The following is a 756-nucleotide window of genomic DNA, read 5'->3' as shown; positions in this document are numbered from 1 at the left end:
CCGACGCCCACTGTCGCGCCGAAGCGATGGGCATTCCCTTCGTCGCAGGAAAGTCCGGCCTGCCGCATGGCTTCGCGCGCTGCAAGCACGGCGAGCAAGCTGAAGCGGGCCATGGAGACGAGCTGCTTGCGATCGATGTCGTGCTGGGGCAGCGCCTTGATCTCAGCGCCGGTCATGCCCTCCAGGTCATGAAGCTCGGAATTGGCGATCGGGCCGATGGCGGAGCGGCCTTCGCGCATCTCTTTCCACATAGAGGCGGCGTCGGTGCCCAGTCCGCACAGGCCGCCCACTCCGGTGATAACGACGCGCCTGTCCATTCAAGCCTCCTTCGCAAGCAAGCCGCGGACGGCTTCCACGACGTCGCCGACATTCTTGAGATTGGACCAGGCATCGGCCGTGTTCATGTCGATCTTGATGCCGTAGGCCTGCTCCACATCCCAGAGGACGTCCGCCAAACCCAGCGAATCAAACCCGAGCGCGTCCAGTTCCGTGGCGATTGTTATCTCGCCGACGAATGACGCAGGCATTCCCTCACCGCTCTCCGACTCGGCGCGTTTCTTGATCAGGGCAATGACGTCCGTTGCGAATTGATCGGCCATTCTGTTTCCTGTCTTTCTTTCCCGCGTTTCGACCTGGACGCGGCTCAGTTCCTGAGGCGCGCCGCGTCGCGAAAGCCATCACGCTTGGGCAACTGACAAAGCCCAATGCTCATAAAGCCGGATCAGGTCCGGCCGGTGTGTGGCGTAGGTGCAGTAT

Annotated in this window: 2 protein-coding genes; both read right to left on the bottom strand. The window is 62.2% G+C overall.

Annotated features, from left to right (window positions below; genetic code table 11):
* Positions 1–317, bottom strand: a 317-nt coding sequence (locus EOB49_RS34365; RefSeq protein ID WP_281060635.1) for a beta-ketoacyl synthase N-terminal-like domain-containing protein, incomplete at its 3' end; no start/stop codon positions are given.
* A complete protein-coding gene (locus EOB49_RS34360) occupies positions 318–599 on the bottom strand; it encodes an acyl carrier protein (protein ID WP_029356603.1) in 282 nt (93 codons plus the stop codon).
* Positions 600–756 lie beyond the last annotated feature (157 nt).

Source organism: Mesorhizobium sp. M7A.F.Ca.MR.148.00.0.0 (genome assembly GCF_003997735.1).
In the GTDB taxonomy this organism is placed as follows: Bacteria; Pseudomonadota; Alphaproteobacteria; order Rhizobiales; family Rhizobiaceae; genus Mesorhizobium.
Note: the sequence above shows the minus strand (reverse complement) of the source record. Positions and strands in the feature narration are given on the sequence as shown.